This window comes from Gordonia sp. 11cp (genome assembly GCF_057767225.1).
This window is the reverse complement of record NZ_CM173437.1, coordinates 145,130-166,002: the sequence shown is the minus strand read 5'-3', so window position 1 is coordinate 166,002 and position 20,873 is coordinate 145,130. Positions and strand designations below refer to the sequence as shown.

Below are 20,873 nucleotides of genomic sequence, written 5' to 3'. Positions count from 1 at the left end.
GAACATCCAGCTCACGCGCACGTGTTCGGCGGTCGCTGTCCTGATCGCACGGCGCCGACCCAGTCGGTGGCCGCGGAACCGATGTCGAGTATGCCGTGCGGCTGGTTGCGGACCCTGAGCGCAGTGATGTCATCACCCAGACGGCAGGCCCGGTCGATGGCCGCCGCGGTCCACGGGGCCGGGATGACATCGTCGGAGTCGCTGTAGGCCACGAGCATCGGGGCCGATGCCCGCCCCCGGGGCAGACTCACCTCGCGCAGCCACGTCCGGAGGGACTCGGTGGCCGCGTCGTCGACCGGCCGGTAGTCCTCGGGTCGGGTCCGTTCGACGACGGCCTGTTTCTGCACGAGCGCGGCGTCGTTGCACTCGAGGAACACCCCGAAGGCCTGTTGCAGCGGTCCGTGGACGTAGTCGTCGATGACCAGTTCGGGGTGGATCGTCTTCAGCCCGGTCAGTACGAGCGGGAGGAACGCGATCTGCTCGGGCGTGAGGGTGCCGGCGGCCATCGAGTCCGCCAGCGGCGCGACGTCGAGCGCGGGACTCATGCTCACCGTGCCGCGCAGGCGTAGCCCACGACCGTAGGTGTCCGCGATCTCGTTGGCGTGGAACACCGCATGACCGCCCTGCGACACCCCGAAACCCCACCACCGGTCGCTCGTGCCGTCGACGACCGTGCGGGTCGCCCGGACCGAATCGATGATGTTGTCGGCGGCCGGCGCCGGGTCGAGATAGCGGTGGGGTCCAGGGGTTCCGAGTCCCTGGTAGTCGGTCTGCACGACGACGAAACCCTGCTCGAGCAGCGACGCGATGAGATCGATGGTGCCCAGCAGGTTCCCGTAGAGCGAGGGGGCGCAGTTGCCCGCGGTGCCGGTCGTCGGGTGCCCGACCGCCAGGATCTCCCGGCCACCAGCCGGTGCGCGGCCGCGCGGCACGAAGGCCGCGGCCGAGACCGGAACCAGTCGATCGCCGGCCGGATCGGTCGACAGATAGCGGAAGCGAACGGTGCGATCGACGAGGCGCCGCAGCGCGATGTAGGCGTCGGTCGGTACGGGTGCGCCGACGAGGTCGCCCGCCGATGCCCCGACCGGTGCCGCGAACTCTCGCGACCCGCCGTCGGAGGCAGGACCGGGAGCCGACGAGCACGCGGCGGCGACCAGCACGGTGACGACGAGGAGGGCCACGAGCACGGGCGTGCGCCCGACGTGCCGCGACGCCACCGTCATGACCGTGTGAGCAGTCGATCCAGCAGCGACACCGGATCTTCACAGAGGTGGTCGAGGGCCGCTTCGATCATCGGGCGCCCGACGAAGTCGCTGCAGAACGTCGTCGTGAAGCTCCGTGAACCGTCGATCTCGCTGACGAGCATGCTCGCCGCGTCCGGCCCGTCGGGTTCGACGTAGGCGAACAGGTGGTGCGACGCCGATGCGGGCTCCCACGGCAGGTCGCCGAAGATCCCGACCCGGCCCAGATCGCTGACCGACAGACGTAACCGGTCGGGCACCTCGACCCGGGATGGGACCGTGCCCTCGCCCGGTGTCGACGGGCGCAGCCGCATCCGCAGTTCACCGGCGGCCAGGATGGCCGCGGGCCAGCCGGATTCGGCGACCGCGCGGATACGGTCCCCGATCTCCATCGGCGTCGCGTCGGGCGGGAAGAGCAGCGGGATGCCCACGGCGAAGTTCCCGTGGTCCTCGGCGTGCTCGGCGTCGAGATAGCGGCGGCAGTCGAAGAGGATCTGGGTGCGGTCGTCGAGGGGTACGCCCTGCGCGGCCAGCGCGGCGCGCCACAGTCCGACGGTCACCGCCGCCGACGACATCCGGACGCCCGTGTCGGCGATCGCACGCTTGAGTTCGGCGGTCTGACCCGGACGCATCGCGGCGGTGACGGCGGAGCGGGTGGAGCGCCAGTCGGTGATCGTGCGCAGCGGTGCGTCGGTGGGCGGCGCGGCGTTGGCTGCGCGCAGGCGCACGATGTCGCGGAGACGTCGCGGATGCCGCAGCACGTACCGGCGCAGTGCCTGCCACGCCGCGTCGGACGGCAAGGACCGTTCGAAGCGTTCGGTCATCGGGAACTCGTGGCGGCTGGCCACACCGGCGATCTGTTCGACGCCGAGGCGGCCGTCACCCATCCCGTGGGTGTGGTCGATGACCAGCCACTGTCCGCACACCAGCACCTCGAGCCGGGGCAGCGGTTCGGGACGATTGCGCAGGTGCGTCATGATGTCGCCGACCGGCAGGTCGGCGAGGTCGGGACGCTCGCAGACCTGCGGCCGGGTCTCGACGTCGTGCGCCCAGGTGGCCGACGCTGGGTCGGGGACGAGGCTGAGTCTCGAGTTCGGCGTCCACGCCCGTGCCAGGCGGCTGCGGATGACATCGAGGTCCAGCGGCGCCATCGGACCGGTCACCGAGATCGTGCGGGACGTGGCCAGCGCACGGTCCAGGACGGAAGCGCGCTGGAGCCCGGCTGCCCCGGGGTTCCTAGATCGCCGCATCGACGACCTCGCGCATCTCGTCGCGGAACCGTTCGCGCCGGAACCGTTCGGCCCAGGCCCGGATCTCGGAACGGTCGTAGTCGTCGACGTCGAAGTCGCGCAACGAGGCCGCCAGGCGCTCGACGATCTCGTCGTCGCTGCCCGGTTGGATGAGCAGACCGGTCGAGCCGGGCACGACGGTGTCGAGCGCGCCGCCCTCCCCGAGCGCGATGACGGGGGTGCCGGTGGCCATCGCCTCGACGGGCACGATCCCGAAATCCTCGATTCCCGGCATCAGGACCGCCCGGGCGCTCCGATGCAGGTTCAGCAGGGTGTCGTGGGGGACGCGGCCGAGGAACGTCGTCTTCGGCCCGGCGAGTTCTCGGCACTGCTCCATGGCCCGGCCGTCCCCGGCGACCACGAGCCGCACGTCGGCGCGGGCGGCGGCCGCGATCGCGAGGTCGGGCCGCTTGTACGGGACCAGCCGGCCGGCGAGGAGGTAGAAGTCCTCGCGGGGGACGGCGGGATCGGGGGTGAAGCCGTCGAGGTCGACCGGTGGGTGCACGACGACCGACTCGCGTCCCCAGTGCTCGCGGATGCGCTCGGCGACCGCGGAGGAGTTCGCGACGACGGTGTGCAGGCGGGGAGCGGCCCCGACCTCACAGCGCCGGGCGGCGACCGACAGCGCCGACAGGATCGCGGCGCCGGCGGCGCCACCACCTTCGCCGGCTCGCAGCGACGGGTCCCACGCCCAGCGGGCCGGACTGTGCACGTAGGCGATGACGGGGGCCTGCGTCGCGTGCACCGCCTGCGTGGCGAAGGCGTGATGGCTGGTGACGACCGCGTCGGCATCCCGTAACGGCATCCGCCGGAACGCCAGCGGCATCAGCGGGAGCAGCGGCGCGTAGCTGCGTTCACCGAGCAGGCGGTAGGCACGATTCAGCGACGAGGTGATCGGCGGCTCGGTCAACCCGGCCGGGACACCCGCGGGCCGGGCGATCGGCGCATGGACCTCGACGCGTGGCCACGTCGCGGCCAGCTGTTCGACGACGTGCTCGGATCCGGCTATCTCGGTGAGTCGTTCGTGGACGACGGCGATGCGGTCACCGGGCATTGCTGCCCACATCTCCCGAAGCGGTTCGGAACCGGTCGGAATCGTGTGACGTCGTTCCGGGATCGTCATGCGATGCGGCAGGTGACATGGGTGTGGCGGCCTCGGTTCTGGGTGCTGCGCTGTCCCCGGCGGTCTCGCCCCCGACGCTCTCGTCGGGTACCGCGTCGGCGGGGCTGGACAAGGCAGGCGCGGAAGGTTGCTTCCCCGTGCGCTGCACGATCAGATGTCGGGTCGACCCGATGGTCGCGAACTGGGACAGGGCCTGGTCGGCGGCCTTGCGATCGCGCCCGGACGACGACACGACGACGACGGCGAGCGCGAGGTCTCCCGGGTCGACGCGCTGCCACCAGGCGTCGGTGAGAGGGTGCTGCGCGACGCGTAGATGATGCCCGGTCGCCGCGTCGTCCGCGGGCGGGACGAGATCGCCGACCAGGCGATCGGCGTCGACGTGCTCACCGGTGAGGATCAGTGCGATCTGTGCTCGGCGGTGACGCTGTGCGAACGCGGGCAGCAGCGTCGACGGCAACGCCGGTTCACCTCGCCGTCCGTAGGTGAGTTGCGCGCCGTACCGGTGCGCGGCGCGGCGCGCCCAGATCGGATTCGGTTTACGGCCGACCCGCCCACGGAACAGCACCAGCAGTTCGGCCGCGATGATCGTCGCGGCGATCCCGGCGACCGCGCCCTCCTGTGCGGGCTTGGGACTGACGGGAACCTCGCTCGCCGACGGTGCCGCGAGGATCGTCAGCGTGTCCGTCGACGAGTTCTGCAGGCGGGTGAGCTGGGAGTCCAGATCGGCGAGGGTGGCATCCGATTCGACCTTCGCGTCACTGCGGTCGGGCAGCGCGCGGTTGCGGACGCGCTCGGCGGTCACCTGCGCGCGCAGCTGGTCGATCTGCCGGGTGATGTCGCGCGCGTGGGTGGAGAGGGATGCGGCGGAGATGGCGGTGACCATCGCGCGGGCGACGTCCTCGGCCTGCTGGCTCGTCGGCGCCGTGGCGGTGAAGTCCAAGAGCGTGGGTGCCGTGCCCGGAGTCGTGGTGACATGCGAGCTCAACTCGCCTGTGGTCCACCCGGTGTCGACTTGGGTCAGCACCTGCTGCAGGACGTTCTCGTCGGTGGACAGCGCCACGAACGGGGCGCGTAACTGTTCGACGAATGCGTCGCCGGGGATGATCGTGCCTGCGGGCGTGATCTCGGTGACGACCGTGGCCGAATACTCCTTCGGGACAAGTGCGGTCCGCAAAGCGAACACCGAGGCGCCGACGATGATGCCGATCAGGATCGCGGGGACGGCTACGCGGATGAGATCACGGAAGTGCCCGAACAGGTCGACCGAGGGCGGCGCATCGCGTCGCCCGGCGGCATCGAAGCTGGAGGTCACGCGCGTAACTCCTGTGGTGTCGGATACCCCCCGACCATCCCCGGACATTGCAGTGCTCGATCAGCTGTCAGTTCACCATAACCAACGACCCGGATGACGGTGGTCGAGGCGGACGGGCGTGGCGTGTGGGCGACAGCCGATCTCGCCGGTCATCGCGACGCGAGCATCGTGTACGCCTGCTTCGGAGACCAGTCGCGTCGTACCAGTCCGAAGTTGTGTTCGAGATTGTTCGGGTCGGTGCCGGCGTCCCGCAGCGAGTACACGAACAACGGCCCCAGCCACGGCGCGTCGGTCTGGGCGCCGATGGCGATCGCGATGCTCTGCGCCTGAACGTCTTCGGAGACCGCGTTGGTGCCGGTACCGGTCGGCGCGCCGAACTCGGTCATCCAGATCTTCTTGTCGCCGTCACCCGCCGCGACCATCACATCGCGCATGTCCCACATCCGCGCCGCGGTGCTCCACGACGCCGCGGCCGGGTCGTTGGGCAGCGCCGGATAGGTGTAGGGATGCACGCCCAGCGCATCCAGAGACCGGTTGAACCCGCTCTGGTAGATGGTGCGCACGAATGTCAACGGCGCGATGTCGCGGCCGTTGTCGACGCCCGGCGCGAGACCACCGGAGACCACCGCGGCGCCCGGGACCGCGCTCTTGATGGCCGCGTACGACGCGGCGAGCAGGCGGCCGTACTCTCCTGCGTTCGCACGCGGAAGCCAGTAGTTCGCCAGGTTCGGCTCGTTCCAGATCTCCCAGACCGCTATCGATTCGGCGTACCGCTGCGCCGCCGCTGCGGCGAAGGACGCGAAGACGTTGGGGTCGGCCGGGCGGTAGTGACTGTTGCGTGGGAAGTCGGACGCGCGCGCTGCCCACAACGGGGTGTAGGTCACCAGGCCCAGCGGGCACATGCCGTGGGCGACGACGGCGTTGACCACCCGGTCGACGGGGGCCCAGTTGCGTTGGCCGCGGCGGGGTTCGACGACCGACCAGTCGACGTCGAGGCGCACCGCCCACATGCCGAGATCCTTGGCCACCGACAGCTCTCGGTTCAGATCGGCGTCGGACGCGGCGAGCAGAGCGGCTCCGGGGGAGGCCGCCACCTTGTGATCGCCACCCGCGAGTGAGCACGCGGCCGGTGCCGAATGGGCGTCGCTGCGCACCCATACGATGGCGGTGAGGGTTGCAACGAGGATGCACACGTACGTGAGTGCCGATCGGGTGGCCCGACCGTGCAGGGACCGTGTCATGGATGGTGCCTATCTGACGAGATGCGCATCGCGCGTCACAGGTGCCGGCCGCGGACTTCTTCTCGGCCGGACAACAACTCGTCGAGCATACGCGGTAAGGTCGCCGATTTGTCGTGTCCGTCCGCGATACGGCGCCGAGCCTCTGCGATCAACGAGCGGCGGAGGTCGGCGTCGTCGAGGACGCGTCTGATCGCCGCGGTGAGCGCGGGGGGATCCGACGGCGGGACGAGGACCCCGGCACCATTGCGCAGGAACTCGGTGGTGCCGCCGTGGTCGGTGCCGATCACAGGTTTTCCGAAGGCCATCGCCTCGAGTACCGACAGCGGCCCGGCCTCCGGTGTCACACTCGCCGAGAGCACCACATCCCACCGCTGCAGCGCGGTCCGCAGGTCGGTGTGGCCGAGGAACCGGACGCGGCCGGCGAGATCTGGTTTTCCGGCCCGATCTCGTAGTGCGGCAACATGATCGGCGTCGCCGGGGAACGATCCGCCGGCGAACTCGAGTTCGACATCCGGTAGCGCGGCGACGGCGTCGAGCGCGACGGCATGCCCCTTCCAGGGCGTGAGCAGGGCCAGCATGCCGACGACCGGCGGGTCGTGCAGATCGGTCGGGAGCGCGGGGACCGGCCAGGTCACCCCGTTGTGGGCGACGACGACCGGCAGGCCGAGTTCGGTGAGAGGTGCCGCGGTCGCCTCCGACACCGCCACCGCGCGCCTGATCACCGGTGCGCCGGCGCGGACGACCGCGTGTTGCCGGCCCGACGAAAGGGTGTCGTGCACGAGCCAGGAGATCCTTCCCGCGGGTCGCGCGATGCGTGCGGCGGGGAGTGCGAACAACGAGTTGACGATGGTCGACGTGCCGGCGGGCCGTGACACCCGGCGCAGGATGCGCCCGGCCCGTATCCAATCGAGCACGAGCCGGCCCGCACCCGCGAGACGTGCCAGGCCGCGCTCCCCACTCAGACCGAGCGGGGGAATGGCCACGTGGTCCACCCCGGCCGGGAGTCGTCCGGGCAGCGGGCCGTCGGGACTGACGACCCGCACGGGGTGACCACGATCGACCGCGACGTCGATCAGATCGAGCATCACCTTCTCCGCCCCGGAGACCTGGCCGGTGTGCGCGACGAAGACGATCGGGCGTTCAGATGCGGAACCGGTCATCGGACCACCTTCGTGTGTCGGCCGGGAGGCGCGGTCGCCGCCCGGATCAGCAGGACGGCGGGCCCGGCGACGATCAGCGCCGCGCCGGCCGAGACGACCGGCCACGGCACCGAATCGGTCAACCGGACCCCGAGTGCGCAGGATGCCGCGGTGAGCGCGATCAACACGATGAGCGTGCCGAGCGGGAGCAGACCGGTGATCGGCAGTGTCCGGCCGATCACCACCCAGAGCGCCACCGCCGCGACGGCGAAGGTGATCACGGTGGCGACCGCCGCTCCGTCGTAGGAGTACCGCGGGATGAGGGCGACGTTGAGTCCGACGTTGAGGGCCACTCCGCCGACCGCGATCCACGGGTAGCGGTTCGCGTGACCGGTCGACGCCAGCAGGAAGATGCCGAGCACGATGAAGGCGGTGATCGCCGCGCCCAGGACGAGGAACCGGGCGGCGTTCGCACCGACGACGAACCGGTCGCCGTACAGGAGTCCGATGATGGGCCCGGCGCTCGGCCAGAAGGTGGCCACGGCGACCGCGCCACTCGCGGCGAAGACGGCGGCCGCACTTCGGCATCGCTGACGCAGGACCGCCGGTTGGCTCGGCCACGCGGCCACCAGCAGAGTGCTGACGGGGCCGATCGCGGCGAGGATGAGGGTGTCCATGATGTCGGAGAACTTGTACCCGATGCTGTAGATGCCGACCGCGTCGAGCGAGTCGAGCAGGCTCAGCAGCAGGACGTCGACCTTCTGCAGTGCGATGGTCAGCGCGAGACCGAGTGCCAGCGGAAGCGCGTCGGAGAGCATCGGTTTCCAGCGCGACCATTCGACGATCCGCGACGGCCGCAGCCTCGACGACCGGCGCACGATGCCGACGACCTTGATGATCAGCGAGAGGATCTCGTTCGCGACCGGGGCGAGGACGAACACCAGCAGCACCGGCGCGACCAATACGGCGGCGATCGTCAGGGCCAGCTGCAACACCTGCCCCAGGCTCTCGGCGATCGCGGTGAGCAGGAGGCGGTGCCTGCTCTGGAAGATGACCGTGAGTGCCTGTGCGGGCGTGGCGAACACGACGACGAGACCCGCGACGGCGGTCGCGCGGATGACGTCACCGGGGTACTGCAGCACGATCACGTAGGCGACGGCGATCAGGTAGCCGAGGAAGCCGAGTACCACCCGTAGTGCGATGAACGCCGACGATGTCTTCGCCACGTCGTCGGGATCGTCGGAGATGAGCCGGGCCATCACCGCGCGGCCGACCCCCAGATCGGTGAAGATCGCGGTCAGACCGAGCAGGGCGAACACGAACGAATATGTGCCCCAGTCCTCCGGCGACAGGGTGCGCGCGACGAGAACGCTTCCGGCCCAGCCGAGCGCGGCGATCACGAGGCGACTCACCAGCATCGCGATCGTCGCCCGGGTGGCGGCCCGCGCATCCGAGGCGGGGTGCGGGCCGGTGTCGTCGGTTGGCGCGGTCTTCGGCCCGCTCCCGGCGTCGGTTGCCCGGGTCTGCCATTCGGCTTCGGCCTGCTGTTCGACCACCACATCGGACGGCAGTGGGCCGGTGACATCAGGGCTCACGGCACCCCCGGAGCGGGTGGGTCGATGCCCGCAGCGCGGTAGGCCTCGACCGTCCGGCGGGCGGTGGTGTCCCAGGTCAGCGCCGACGCGACCGCGGTACCGGCGGCGACGAGCTCGGCGCGGGCGGCATCGTCGCGGACGAGGGGTTCGACGGCGCGGACCCAGTCGTCCTCGTCGTGGCCCTCGACCAGGGTCGCGCCGTTCCCCACGACCTGCGGAAGCGCGCCGACCGCGCTCGCGACGACGGCGCCCCCACACGCCATCGCCTCGACCGGTGGCAGGCCGTAACCCTCGTAGAAGGAGGCGTAGGCGGTCACGGTCGCCGCGGCGTAGAGCGACGGCAGGTCCTCGACGTCGACGTAGCCGAGCCCCACCGCCGACGACGGCGCATCGGGCCCCGTCGAACCGGCGCCACCCAGCACACACGGGATGTCGAGGCGCCGCGCCACCGCCGCCACCAGCTCGACGTTCTTGCGGGGTTCGACGGTGCCGATCTGCATCACGAAGCGTTCGGGCAGATCGTATTTCGCCCGGACGCGCTCGACGTCGGCGTCCGACGGCGGCCGGGCCCACTCGGCGGGCGCGAGTTCGGTGACGTACGCCTCCCGCCCGCACGTCTCGCGGATCCGTTCGGCGGTGAACTCGGAGACGGCGATCAGGACGTCGGCACGACGAAGTGTCGTGCGGACGAGTACGGATTCGCCCGCGGCGCGGAACCTGCTCGACGCGGACGGCATGTCGAGCACCGACAGGTCGTGGACGGTCGCGACCGACGTGTCCGGACCGATGATCGGCAGGTCGACGTCGAGGCCGTGGAACACCCCGCCGGACCGGGTGGGCAGTACACCGAACAGTGCGCGCCGGACACCGTCGGCGACCGGACGCTCCACCGGTGCGATCGACGCCGGCAGTTCACCGACCGCGTCCGTCTGGACTACCGCGGACAAGGGGGTGCCGTTCAGATGGTTCGGCAGCGCCCTCAGGAGTTCGCGGATGTAGGTCTGGACTCCGCTCCCTCCGGGACGAAGTGCAAGCGCACCGTACGTGATTCGTGTTGTGCCGTCGCGCATCCAGCAGCTCCCAACAGTAACCAGAAGTAGAAGTCGAGCGGGAAGATCTCGAAGTAGGTGGCCACCAGGCACGCCACCATCGCCGCGACCATCGACGCACTGACACCCAGGACGAAGGCTCCATCCGGGTCGGGCATCCGGCGCGAGTACTGCACGCACCAGATCACCGCGGTCACGATCAGCGCCAGGAACAACCACAATCCGATCGGCCCGAGTTCGAGGAGGAGCTTCACGTAGTAGTTGTCCGGCTGATAGTTCTTCGACAATTGCTGCACGGTACCGCCGGCGCCCGCGGTGATCGTCTGGGACGTGTCGCCCCGGGCTGCCGACAGCGCGTCGGCGGCCGACCCGCTGGACGCGAGACCGGTTCCGAGCGGGTGTACCCCGATGCTCGCGAAGATCTCACCCCACCCGGAGCCACGCTCACTGAGGCTGCTCGAGGAGAAGAACACCTTGGTGATGCTCGAGGGCAGGAACGGCAGCGAGATGACGGCGACGACGCCGAGTGCGAGGAGCGGGGCGATGAGGCGGCGAAAGCGCAGTGCGGCGAGCCAGACCACCCCCACGACGAGGCCGAGGATCGCCGCCCGCACCACCGACGTGGCCATCGTGATCGCCATGACCGGCCAGCAGACGAGAAACAACTGGTTGCGCCGGCGTCCGGTGTCGGACAAAGCGACCGCCCCGCCGACCAGCAGGGCGAGCATGACGAAGAGTCCGAAGCCGAAGGGCTGATTGAACGTGCTGAAGGTGCGGAACAGCGGGCCGCTCGACCTGACCTGCTCGCCGTAGGTGTAGCCGAGTTCGACCAGCCGCGCCGGACCCAGGATCTGCTGCCCGATGCCCACGACGGTGGTGAGGACACCGAGCGCCATGATGATCGAGACCAGCCGGTCGCGATCGAGCGCGTCGAACGGGGTCAGCCAGAGGGCGAGGACCACGAACAGGTAGAAGAACGTGACCTTGACGCCGTACAGCCCGATGGGTCCGTAGACGTAGAGCGCCGAGACCACCCCGAACGCGACCAGCACGGCCGCGGCCGGCCACCATGGCATGTGCAGCGGCGGGCCCGTGCGCTCGGTGGGCCGGACGCGACGGTTGACCGCGCAGATGAGGGTGAGGGCGAGGACGCCTTCTTTCCACGCGGAGGCGATGCCGGGCACCGGAGCGACGTCGAGGAGGCCATCGAGGGGTGTGAGTGCGGCCAGCACCAGGAGCCCGCGCTGCGGGCGCCGGTAGATGACGGCGACGAAGGCGAGGGCGAGGACCAGGGCGACGAGGACAGCGACCACGACGGGGAGGTACGCCACGCCGACCTGCCTTTCCACGTGCCCCCGTGGTCTGTTCTGGCCCCCCGGCCATCCATGGTGGCACCTCGGAGGTCCGTTTGTCCGGGGCAACACGGACACACCTCGCCCCGGACGCCGCCGGACCCCCTCGGCCGCAGGTCAGTGACCCGAGATACGACGACCCTTTCGTGGGCGGGCCCGGTCCGGCCCGTATTCGGTTGTGAGAAGGCGCGGTTCCCCGAACGGGGGATCGAGGAGCTGCGGCATCCCCTTCACCGGTTGATGCATCGGCAGCAGGGTGTAACCGTCTTCCCACGGCAGGTGGCCGTGGTCGTCGGGCCAGACGACCTGCAGTTTCGGATGGTCCGGGAACAGGAGATTGGCCAGGAGGAGCTCGTCGTGATCGAGTTGCTCGATGAGTCGAACGGTCACGGCGACCGTCTGCAGCGGGATGTCGGTCTGCGCGGCGACGAGATCCCGCCAGTCCTCCCGGTGCAGGAGTGCGCCCAGCTCGTTCAGGATGTGGGTCGCCGTCAGCGGATCGACACCGTAGATCGAGAGCTCGGGAATCGAGTGCAGCGACAGTCCGGCGGTATAGGAGTAGCCGCACTCCGGCAGAGACTGTTCGGCACCGGACCGGGTCCTCACGTCGAACCCGTCGTCCACCTCGCCGACCGATGTCACCTGCCAGCCGCAGCGCCGGATGGTCTCGATGGTCGATCGGATGAGCGGATTGGGATGCCACCGGGGCAGACCTCGGATCGCGGCAGCGTGGTCTGACATGGATCGCTCCTTTGTTCGACGGGTGCGATCATCAGAACACGAGGCCCCGACAATTCTCCTCGGGCCGCGGCGGGAGGCGAGCGGTCAGGTGTCCGCCGTGCGTCGGATGCCGAACACGGTGAACAACGCCGCGCACGTGGCGAACACGACGAGCAGAGCGAGCCCGATCGTGTAACTGTGCGTTGTCGCGTCGTAGGTGGCACCCATGATCATGGGTGGGAAGAATCCGCCGAGACCGCCGAGCGCGCCCACGATCCCGGTGACCGAGCCGACCCGCTCGGCGGGGGCGGCCTGGGCGACCCAGCTGAAGACCGACCCGGAACCGAGACCCATGCAGACCGCCATCAGGACGAAGTCGAGTCCGGCGGGTATCTCCAGTGGCGGCTTCGTGATCATCCAGACGGCGAGCACGGCGGCACCGCCGCACGAGATCACGGTGATGATGCGGGGCCCGAACCGATCCGACAGGATCCCGCCGAGCGGACGCGCGATGACGGCGGCGATCGCGAACCCGGCCGTACGGGTGCCGGCTGCCTGTAGGTCGAAGTCGTACACGTCCTTGAGATAGGTCGGCAGGTAGGTGCTGAAGGCGACGAACCCGCCGAAAGCGGCGGCGTAGAGGAAGCCCAACTGCCAGGTGACCGGAAGCTTCGCGGCGCCGATGAGCTTGGGCACCACCGAATCATGGGAAGGAGTCCATCGGGGCGAGTCCCGCATGAACAGCCAGCAGATGACCGCCACCACGGCCAGCGACACGGCGATGATCAGGTGTGTGGCGATGTAACCGAACCACGACACGAATCGCGGGGTGAAGAAGGCGGACAGCGCGGTCCCGCCCATCCCGGCCCCGAAGACGCCGGTGGCGAAGCCACGCCGCGACTTGTCGTACCACGCGTTCACGAACGGGATGCCCACGGCGAACGTGGTACCGCCGACGCCGAGGAAGAATCCGGCGACGAGCAGGAGCGGATAGCTCGCGAAATGCCCGGCGGCTGCGACCAGCAGCACGAACGGGATGGTGACCACCAGCAGCACGGTGAACATGAGGCGACCGCCGAAGCGGTCGGTGAGTGCGCCGGTGAGGATTCGGCCCAGCGAGCCGACCAGGATGGGGATGGCGACGAGCACCGACTTCTGCGTCGCGGAGAGGTCCAGCTGATCGGTGTAGACGACTCCCAGCGGGCCGATGAGATTCCACGCCCAGAAGCTGATGGTGAACGCGAGTGTTGCCAGAGCGAGATTCGTCGTCTGCGCACGCGAGCTGATGGCGGTCGTCGTGGTGTCGGTGGTCATCGATCACGATCCTTCACTCCTACGGGCGCCCATCCGGGGCGGTACGGCTGATTCCCCGGCATCGACCTCTGGTCGCGACTGCGGTACACGATGTAGGGACGGAACAGGTAGTGCACCGGAGCGGTGAAGATGTGCACGAGCCTGGTGAACGGCACCATCGCGAAGAGCAGCATCCCGATCAGGATGTGCACGTGAAAGCGCAACGGCGCCTCGGCCATCGCCGAGACATCGGGGTGCAGGACGAACAGTGAGCGGAACCACGGCGACACCGTCTCGCGGTAGTCCACTCCTTCGGCATGCGGATCGAGGGTCCCGATCAGGGTGATGTAGGTGCCCGCCACCAGAGCCGTGACCAGCACGAGGTACATCGCCTTGTCGTTGCGTGTGGTCGCCATGAACACCGGCCCCACCGTGCGTCGCCGGTACACCAGCATGCCGACCCCGACGAGCGTCGCGACCGCGGCGAGGAGTCCGAAGCCGCCCGCGCCCCAGTGGTATACGGTCTCCGAGACGCCGATGGCCTCGGTCCACGACTCGGGGATCAGCAGTCCGATCGCGTGACCGATGATCACCACGAGCACGCCGTAGTGGAACAGGGGTGAGGCGATCCGCAACAGCCGGGACTCATAGAGCTCCGACGACCGCGTCGTCCACCCGAACTTGTCGTAGCGATAGCGCCAGATGGTGCCGCCGATGAGCAGTCCGAGCGTCGCGTAGGGCACCACGCCCCACAGGAAGATGTCCACGCGTCACCTCTCGTTCGGTCGGTCGGTCAAGCCGGGTCGGGCATGTGGCGGGTCACGTCGGGTCCAGGGGCAGAAGTCGCGGGTCGTACGGTTCGAGTCCCACCGTCTCGGTGGGGACGGGCCGCGACATCGCCATCGCCGATTCGCGGTCCGGCGGAGACGGACTGGGCAGCGTTCTGCACACGGCATCGAGCGTCGCCGCATACGGGGATTCGCGTTCGAGCAGTGAGAACTTGATGAGTTCGAGTGCTGCACGGTGCTTCTCGAGTATCTCGACGCCGCGCTGCGGATCGGCGCGGGCGCTGAACTCGAGCACGATGGGCAGGTGGTCGGGCAGCTCCCCGTGGAGATCGACGAGGAACCCGCTGTCCCGGTAGGCCTGCTTGAACTCACCGAGAGAGGTGCCGCGCCGGCGGGTGTCGCCGTCGGTCCAGTACGACAGGTAGAGGGTGTGCCGCTTCGACAGGTCGAACAGATCGATGTACTCGCGTCGGAGGTCCCCGGGATCGCCCGCCGCCAGGTGATCGACCGTGATCCGCATCCGTTGGGCCGCTGCGTATTCGTTGCGCTCGTCGAGCGCGGCACGCATCAGGTCGACTCGTGCGAGGACGTCGTCGTCGGGATAACCCAGGCACCACGAAGCGATCTGGTGGATCACGCGGGCGTCGGCCGGTTGCCGTCGACGGGTGGCCGAACGGCGGTCGAGGGCGCGCAGAGCCTTCACGGGGCACCGCCGCCATCTCGGAGTTCGCGTTCGGGGAACATGCCTGCGGGAACGCCGTTTCCGTCCCAGTTGAGCAGGTTGGTCCGGCCGGCCATCGTGTGCTCGCCCGCCGCGGTGTCGGTGGTCTGGCGCTGTTTGAGCGCGTGGAAGGTTTCGACCGAAACCGGTGCGGGCCGCCCACTGGCCTCGCCGAAGGCCGACGAGTCGAACATGCCCGGTCCGTCCTCGTGGTCCAGCGAGCACGCCATCTCGTCGAGCTTCTCGGCCTGCTCGAGGTGGGCGGTCGGAATCACGTAACGAGCATCGTATTTCGCGATCGCCATCAGGCGGTACATCTCGTAGACCTGTTCCTCGTCCATGCCCACGGCGGCCGGGATGCCTGGGTCGGTCTCCCGGCCCAGGGTGACGTCACGCATGTAGGCGCGCATCGCGGCCAGGCGCCGGAGCACGCCGTCGATGACGTCGGTGTCTCCCGCACTGAACAGCTCCGCCAGGTACTCGACGGGGATCCGGAGTGCCTCGATCGCGCCGAACAGTGTTCCCGGACTCTCGGCGTCGTGCCCCTGTTCGGTGAGCAGGTCGACGATCGGCGACAAGGGCGGTACGTACCAGACCATCGGCATGGTGCGGTATTCCGGGTGCAGCGGGAGTGCGACCCGGTACTTCTTGGCCAGCGCGTAGACCGGTGATCGACGTGCCGCCTCGAGCCAGTCGTCCGGTATCCCGTCGGCGGTGGCCGCGGCGATGACCTCCGGGTCCTCGGGGTCGAGCATCAGGTCGAGCTGGGCCTCGTACAGATCTCGTTCATCAGGGGTCGACGCCGCCGCGGTCACCGCGTCGGCGTCGTAGAGGAAGATGCCGAGATAGCGCAGTCGGCCGACGCATGTCTCCGAACACACCGTCGGCTGACCGACCTCGATGCGCGGATAGCAGAGGGTGCACTTCTCGGCCTTGCCCGACTTGTGGTTGAAATAGATCTTCTTGTAGGGACATCCGGTGATGCACTGTCGCCAGCCGCGGCAGCGGTCCTGGTCGACGAGCACGATGCCGTCCTCGCTGCGCTTGTAGATCGCGCCGGACGGGCACGACGCCATGCAGCTGGGATTGAGACAGTGCTCGCAGATCCGCGGCAGATAGAACATGAACGTCTGCTCGAAGCCGAACTTGACGGCGTCCTCGGACTCGCGTCGCAGCTTCTCGACGACGGGATCGTGCGGTGCGAGTTCCGGTCCGCCGCCGAGGTTGTCGTCCCAGTTCGCCGACCAGGTCACTTTCGTGTCCTTGCCCGTCAGCAAGGATTTGGGCCGGGCGACGGGGAAGTCGTCGCCGAGCGGGGCGTCGATCAGGGTCTGGTAGTCATACGTCCACGGTTCGTAATAGTCGTCGATGGTGGGTTGGACCGGACTCGCGAAGAGCGTCAGCAGTTTCTGCAGTCGTCCGCCGGCTCGGAGTCGCAACTTGCCGTTGCGGTTGAGCCGCCAACCGCCACGCCACGTGTCCTGGTCCTCGTAACGGCGCGGATAGCCCTGTCCCGGGCGGGTTTCGACATTGTTGAACCAGACGTACTCCGTACCCGATCGATTGGTCCACGCCTGTTTGCAGGTCACCGAGCAGGTGTGGCAACCGATGCACTTGTCGAGATTCATCACCATCCCGACCTGAGCCATCACTCGCATCAGTACGTCACCTCCTGCGCGCGTTTGCGGATCGTCGACACCATGTCGCGCTGATTGCCGGTGGGGCCGAGATAGTTGAAGGCGTAGGACAACTGGGCGTACCCGCCGATGAGGTGCGTCGGTTTCACGAGCAACCGCGTCGGTGAATTGTGGATGCCGCCACGGCGTCCCGTCGCCTCCGACTTCGGTACGTCGATGGTGCGTTCCTGCGCGTGGTGGACGTAGCAGACCCCGGCCGGCATGCGGTGACTGACGATCGCCCGGCAGACGAACACCCCATTGGCGTTGACGCATTCGATCCAGTCGTTGTCGGACACCTCGATCGAGGCCGCGTCCTGGGGGCTGAGCCACGCGGTCGGGCCGCCCCGCGACAGCGACAGCATGAACAGGTTGTCCTGGTATTCACTGTGAATGGACCATTTGGAGTGCGGGGTGAGGTAGCGGACCGTGATCTCCCGGGAGCCGTCGGGGCCGAGTTTGGGTTCGCCGAACAGCCTGTGCATGTCCAGCGGCGGCCGGTAGATGGGGAACGACTCGCCCATGTCGATCATCCAGTCGTGATCGAGGTAGAAGTGCATCCGTCCGGTGAGGGTGTGAAAAGGCTTGAGGCGTTCGATGTTCACGGTGAACGGCGCATACCGGCGCCCGCCGGTCTCCGACCCCGACCACTCGGGGGAGGTGATCACCGGCACCGGTGCCTTCTGGGTGTCGGCGAAACTGATCCGCTTCTCCTCGGAACCGCGTGCGAGATCGTCGAGCCGCACGCCGACACGTTCCTGGAGTTGCTCGAAACCGGCAACCGCGAGTTCGCCGTTCGTGGTACCCGACAGCGTGAGGATGGCCTCGGCGAGTTTCTCGTCGGTGTCGATGGCCGGCCGGCCGTCGCCGGCCCCGCCCAGCATCACCCCGTTGGATTCGGCGAGTCGCCGCGTCTGCTCCTCGAGTGGGTAGGTGACGTTCTTGACGGTGAAACCGAGCGAGTCGGCCAGTGGACCGACGGTCGCCAGCTTGTCCGCGATCGTCGTGTAATCCCGTTCGACGACACTGAAATTGGGCATGTTGCGGCCCGGCTGCCCGCGAGCTCCGTCCCGCTGCCAGTCGACCACCCGACCGTGCGGTTGAGCCGTCTCGCCGGGAGTGTCGTGCTGCAGCGGCACGCTCACCAGGTCGTGGCGCGTCCCCAGGTGGGTGCGGGCCATCTCGGACAGTCGGCGTGCGAGCCGATGAAACAACTCGAAATCGGACTTCGCCTCCCACGGCGGGTCGATCGCCGGGGTGAAGGCGTGGACGAACGGGTGCATGTCCGTCGACGACAGGTCGTACTTCTCGTACCACGTGGCCGCCGGGAGCACGATGTCGGACAGCAGCGTCGTCGAGGTCATCCGGAAATCCGCGGACAGCAGCAGATCGAGTTTGCCCTCGGGAATGTCGTCGCGCCAACGGATCTCGGCGGGACGCGGTGTGTCGGGATTCTCCGTGCCGAGGACGTTGTGGTGCGTGCCGAGCAGCGTGCGGAGGAAGTACTCGTTGCCCTTGGCCGACGAGCCGAGCAGGTTCGACCGCCAGAGCACCAGCGTCCGCGGCCAGTTCTCGGGGGCGTCGACGTCGGAGATCGCCGGGGTCAGGTCACCGCTCTGCAGACGTTCGGCGACGTAGCCGGCGACATCGGTGGCCGTACCGTCGTCGATCGCAGCCGCCGCGGCCTCGCCGACGTCGAGCGGGTTGGCGGAGAACTGGGGATAGAAGGGCATCCACCCGAGTCGTGCCGACTGTGCGATGGCGTCGGCGGTGTGTTCGTGGTCCATCGTGCCGCGGGCGAGGGGAGAGGCGAGTGAGGCCGTCGAATACCCGTCGTTCCGCCACTGACCGGTGTGCATGTACCAGTACGACGTACCGGTCATCGTGCGCGGCGGACGCGTCCAGTCCAGCGCGTTCGCCAGCGAGATCCACCCGGTGATGGGGCGGCATTTCTCCTGTCCGACGTAGTGCGCCCAGCCTCCGCCGTTGCGGCCCATGCACCCGGTGAGAATCAGCAGGGACAGGATCGCGCGATAGGTCGCGTCGCCGTGGAACCACTGGCAGATACCGGCCCCCATGATGATCATCGACCGGCCCTGTGACTCCTCGGCATTCGCGGCGAACTCGCGCGCGACGCGGATCGCGGCGGCCGCCGGGACGCCGGTGATCTCGGCCTGCCATGCCGGGGTGTAGGGCGCCGAGACGTCGTCGTAACCGGTGGGCCACTCGCCGGGGAGTCCGTCGCGGGCGACGCCGTACTGGGCGAGCATCAGGTCGTAGACGGTGGTGACGAGCCGACCGCCGATGCGTCGCGCGGGGACGCCGCGCCGGATCACCGTGCCGCTGCCGTCGGGCGCGTCGAACAGGGGGAAGGCCACGGTGACGTGCTCGGCGGCATCGCCGAGCAGGGTCAGCGCCGGACGCGCGCCTTCGAGATCGAGGTTCCACCGACCCTTGCCCGACTCGGCATACCGGAAGCCCATCGAACCGTTGGGAATCGCCGGTCCGTCCTGCTCGGAGTCCCAGAAGACGGTCTTCCACACGTCCTCGTCGGCGGGTGCACGGCCTCCCGGGTCGAGTTCGTCGGCGGTGACGAACTTTCCCGCGACGAACTGGCCCGGGTGCTCGTCGCCCTGCTCGTCGAGGTGGATCAGGAACGGGAGGTCGGTGTAACGCCGCACATAGTCGTCGAAGAAGCCGGTCGAGCGCTGCACGAAGAACTCGGTGAGGATGACGTGCCCCATCGCCATCGCGAGGGCGCCGTCGGTGCCGGCCTGGGCCGGCAGCCATTCGTCGGCGAACTTCGTGTTGTCGGCGTAGTCGGGGCTGACGGTCACCACCTTGGTGCCCCGGTATCGCACCTCGGCCATCCAGTGGGCGTCCGGGGTCCGCGTGACGGGGACGTTGGAACCCCACATCATCAGGTAGGTCGCATCCCACCAGTCGCCGGATTCGGGAACGTCGGTCTGGTCGCCGAAGACCTGCGGGCTCGCCACCGGGAGGTCGGCGTACCAGTCGTAGAACGACGTCATCACCCCGCCGATGAGCTGGATGAACCGGGTGCCGACGCAGTGGCTGACCATCGACATCGCCGGGATGGGTGAGAAGCCCGCACAGCGGTCGGGGCCGTACGTCTTGATCGTGTGCACGTGTGCGGCGGCCGCCATCTCGATGGCCTCGTCCCAGTTCACCCGTACCAGTCCGCCCTTGCCGCGAGCCTGCTGATACGAGCGCCGCCGAAGCGGATCGCCCACCACATCGGCCCAGGCCTCGACGGGATCGTGGAGGCGCTTCTTGGCCTCGCGGTACATCTCGACGAGGACACCACGCGCGTACGGATGCCGCACGCGCGTGGGGGAGTAGGTGTACCACGAGAAGGCGGCCCCGCGCGGGCACCCGCGCGGCTCGTACTCGGGACGGTCCGGGCCGACCGACGGATAGTCGGTCTCCTGGGTCTCCCAGGTGATGATGCCGTCCTTGACGTAGACCTTCCAGGAGCAGGAACCCGTGCAGTTCACCCCGTGCGTGGAGCGCACGATCTTGTCGTGGCTCCACCGATCGCGGTAGAACACGTCGCCTGCGCGGCCACCCTCGCGGAAGACCGCTCGACGGTCGTCCGTCTCGTCCCAACGGGTGAAGAATTTTCCGATGTCCAACAGGGCTGTGGCTGCAGTGCCCTGGATGTCGTCAGACCGGGCCATGTGCGTCACCCTACGGACGGTATGGCGAACTTTCTTAGCGAATCGAAAAGTCGATCAAATGCGGCGCACAATGTTTCCGCAGAATACATTCGTGGCATGTGGACAACTCCAATGTGATCGGCACGGTCACCGTGTCGCGACGGTCAGCAGGATCGCGGAATCCTCTTCGGCGGTCAGGCCATGGCGTTTCGAGGGAATCGTCACCAGGTCGCCCTGCGCACCTTCCCAGCGGCCACTCTGGTCGCCATCCGCCTCGGTCAGGACGACGCGTCCGCGGAGGACCTGCACCGTGGCCTCGGTGGGACTGTCGTGATCCGACAGCGCGGCGCCCGCGACCAGTGCGATCACCGTCTGCCGCAGGTGACGAGACGAGTTGCCGTGCAACGTATGAGAGGCTCGCCGGCTCGACGCCTCACGCGCGGAGGAGAGGAGCTGGTCGACGAGTTCGGGCAGATGAGTCGAATCCACGTGTACACCATGGCATCGCGACACGACGCCGATACGGCAATCGGGTGGATCGGGTCCGGTTCGTTGTCCATTTCGATCGCGCCTGGGACGACCGGCAGAAATAGATCACGCAATCATTGCGGAAATAGGCCCACAACGCAGCGGGCGGCATTCTCCGAAATGCCG

At 68.5% G+C, this 20,873-nt stretch carries 16 protein-coding genes; all 16 read right to left on the bottom strand.

What is annotated here, in order from left to right; all coding sequences use genetic code 11:
- Nucleotides 1-11: 11 nt before the first annotated feature.
- A complete protein-coding gene (locus AC3B6C_RS00790; RefSeq protein ID WP_488374588.1) occupies nucleotides 12-1,223 on the bottom strand; it encodes a lipase family protein in 1,212 nt (403 codons plus the stop codon).
- On the bottom strand, nucleotides 1,220-2,491 hold the full coding sequence (locus AC3B6C_RS00785) for a hypothetical protein (protein ID WP_488374587.1): 1,272 nt from the start codon (nucleotides 2,489-2,491) through the stop codon (nucleotides 1,220-1,222). Before AC3B6C_RS00785 ends, AC3B6C_RS00790 begins: the two co-directional genes overlap by 4 nt.
- Entirely contained in the window at nucleotides 2,478-3,584 is a 1,107-nt protein-coding gene (locus tag AC3B6C_RS00780; protein WP_488374586.1) for a glycosyltransferase, read from the bottom strand. Before AC3B6C_RS00780 ends, AC3B6C_RS00785 begins: the two co-directional genes overlap by 14 nt.
- Nucleotides 3,574-4,965, bottom strand: a complete 1,392-nt coding sequence (locus AC3B6C_RS00775) for a YveK family protein (protein WP_488374585.1) — start codon at nucleotides 4,963-4,965, stop codon at nucleotides 3,574-3,576. The genes AC3B6C_RS00780 and AC3B6C_RS00775 overlap by 11 nt, the downstream gene beginning before the upstream one ends.
- A gap of 149 nt (nucleotides 4,966-5,114) precedes the next feature.
- Nucleotides 5,115-6,206, bottom strand: a complete 1,092-nt coding sequence (locus AC3B6C_RS00770) for a glycoside hydrolase 5 family protein (RefSeq protein ID WP_010842226.1) — start codon at nucleotides 6,204-6,206, stop codon at nucleotides 5,115-5,117.
- A gap of 35 nt (nucleotides 6,207-6,241) precedes the next feature.
- On the bottom strand, nucleotides 6,242-7,366 hold the full coding sequence (locus tag AC3B6C_RS00765; RefSeq protein ID WP_488374584.1) for a glycosyltransferase family 4 protein: 1,125 nt from the start codon (nucleotides 7,364-7,366) through the stop codon (nucleotides 6,242-6,244).
- A complete protein-coding gene (locus tag AC3B6C_RS00760; protein WP_488374583.1) occupies nucleotides 7,363-8,940 on the bottom strand; it encodes an oligosaccharide flippase family protein in 1,578 nt (525 codons plus the stop codon). The genes AC3B6C_RS00765 and AC3B6C_RS00760 overlap by 4 nt, the downstream gene beginning before the upstream one ends.
- Nucleotides 8,937-9,887: a glycosyltransferase family 4 protein gene (locus AC3B6C_RS00755; RefSeq protein WP_488374582.1), complete on the bottom strand. Its 951-nt coding sequence runs from the start codon at nucleotides 9,885-9,887 to the stop codon at nucleotides 8,937-8,939. Before AC3B6C_RS00755 ends, AC3B6C_RS00760 begins: the two co-directional genes overlap by 4 nt.
- Nucleotides 9,888-9,919: 32 nt before the next feature.
- Nucleotides 9,920-11,320, bottom strand: a complete 1,401-nt coding sequence (locus AC3B6C_RS00750; protein WP_488374581.1) for an O-antigen ligase family protein — start codon at nucleotides 11,318-11,320, stop codon at nucleotides 9,920-9,922.
- A gap of 138 nt (nucleotides 11,321-11,458) precedes the next feature.
- On the bottom strand, nucleotides 11,459-12,082 hold the full coding sequence (locus AC3B6C_RS00745; RefSeq protein ID WP_488374580.1) for a DUF4262 domain-containing protein: 624 nt from the start codon (nucleotides 12,080-12,082) through the stop codon (nucleotides 11,459-11,461).
- Nucleotides 12,083-12,166: 84 nt separating this feature from the next.
- Complete coding sequence (locus AC3B6C_RS00740; RefSeq protein WP_055476747.1) at nucleotides 12,167-13,375, bottom strand: nitrate/nitrite transporter; 1,209 nt, start codon at nucleotides 13,373-13,375, stop codon at nucleotides 12,167-12,169.
- Nucleotides 13,372-14,121, bottom strand: a complete 750-nt coding sequence (narI, locus tag AC3B6C_RS00735) for a respiratory nitrate reductase subunit gamma (protein ID WP_488374579.1) — start codon at nucleotides 14,119-14,121, stop codon at nucleotides 13,372-13,374. Before narI ends, AC3B6C_RS00740 begins: the two co-directional genes overlap by 4 nt.
- A gap of 52 nt (nucleotides 14,122-14,173) precedes the next feature.
- Nucleotides 14,174-14,845: a nitrate reductase molybdenum cofactor assembly chaperone gene (gene narJ, locus AC3B6C_RS00730; protein WP_488374578.1), complete on the bottom strand. Its 672-nt coding sequence runs from the start codon at nucleotides 14,843-14,845 to the stop codon at nucleotides 14,174-14,176.
- Nucleotides 14,842-16,521, bottom strand: a complete 1,680-nt coding sequence (gene narH / locus AC3B6C_RS00725) for a nitrate reductase subunit beta (protein WP_488374577.1) — start codon at nucleotides 16,519-16,521, stop codon at nucleotides 14,842-14,844. The genes narJ and narH overlap by 4 nt, the downstream gene beginning before the upstream one ends.
- Entirely contained in the window at nucleotides 16,521-20,240 is a 3,720-nt protein-coding gene (locus AC3B6C_RS00720; RefSeq protein ID WP_488374576.1) for a nitrate reductase subunit alpha, read from the bottom strand. Before AC3B6C_RS00720 ends, narH begins: the two co-directional genes overlap by 1 nt.
- A gap of 126 nt (nucleotides 20,241-20,366) precedes the next feature.
- Complete coding sequence (locus tag AC3B6C_RS00715; protein WP_488374575.1) at nucleotides 20,367-20,708, bottom strand: cupin domain-containing protein; 342 nt, start codon at nucleotides 20,706-20,708, stop codon at nucleotides 20,367-20,369.
- Nucleotides 20,709-20,873: the final 165 nt, after the last annotated feature.

Bases quoted from the DNA above. Each gene is read 5' to 3' on its own strand.
- AC3B6C_RS00770 (WP_010842226.1), bottom strand. From the start codon at position 6,206: ATGACACGGTCCCTGCACGGTCGGGCCACCCGATCGGCACTCACGTAC.
- AC3B6C_RS00790 (WP_488374588.1), bottom strand. From the start codon at position 1,223: ATGACGGTGGCGTCGCGGCACGTCGGGCGCACGCCCGTGCTCGTGGCC.
- AC3B6C_RS00740 (WP_055476747.1), bottom strand. From the start codon at position 13,375: ATGACCACCGACACCACGACGACCGCCATCAGCTCGCGTGCGCAGACG.
- AC3B6C_RS00780 (WP_488374586.1), bottom strand. From the start codon at position 3,584: ATGCCCGGTGACCGCATCGCCGTCGTCCACGAACGACTCACCGAGATA.
- AC3B6C_RS00745 (WP_488374580.1), bottom strand. From the start codon at position 12,082: ATGTCAGACCACGCTGCCGCGATCCGAGGTCTGCCCCGGTGGCATCCC.
- AC3B6C_RS00765 (WP_488374584.1), bottom strand. From the start codon at position 7,366: ATGACCGGTTCCGCATCTGAACGCCCGATCGTCTTCGTCGCGCACACC.
- AC3B6C_RS00785 (WP_488374587.1), bottom strand. From the start codon at position 2,491: ATGCGGCGATCTAGGAACCCCGGGGCAGCCGGGCTCCAGCGCGCTTCC.
- narH (WP_488374577.1), bottom strand. From the start codon at position 16,521: ATGCGAGTGATGGCTCAGGTCGGGATGGTGATGAATCTCGACAAGTGC.
- AC3B6C_RS00720 (WP_488374576.1), bottom strand. From the start codon at position 20,240: ATGGCCCGGTCTGACGACATCCAGGGCACTGCAGCCACAGCCCTGTTG.